We start from the raw sequence: 333 nt of genomic DNA on the forward strand, positions 1-333 counted from the left end.
TGTGAATCATGGGATTGCGCTGCTTTTTTGAAATTCTATGAATAATCCAGGTTTAAGTATTTCCGAGCACGCAAAAAGGACATCATCCTCTTCGTGTCCGCCCAACCTTGCGAGTAAGTAAGAAAGGAATTGAATAATGTCCCTCACTAGTCAGTCTATCCGAAATGCCCTTGAAATCAAAGACCCCAATATCACTTTTATAGAAGATTCCCACATTCAAGTCATCAAAGGAAAAGAATCTCTTGTTTATCCCGCTAGTCTCACCTACAAGCCCGATCATTGTGCTAATTGCGGCTTCGCCGACAAAATCGTGAAATACGGAACACAAAAGGT

1 pseudogene is annotated in these 333 nt (G+C 41.4%); it reads left to right on the forward strand.

Going from position 1 to position 333, the window contains the following annotated elements:
* Positions 1-136: 136 nt before the first annotated feature.
* Positions 137-333 (forward strand): annotated as a pseudogene (locus FD01_RS16520) (ISL3 family transposase); the annotation flags it as partial.

Source organism: Lacticaseibacillus manihotivorans DSM 13343 = JCM 12514 (assembly GCF_001435035.1).
Classification (GTDB): domain Bacteria; phylum Bacillota; class Bacilli; order Lactobacillales; family Lactobacillaceae; genus Lacticaseibacillus; species Lacticaseibacillus manihotivorans.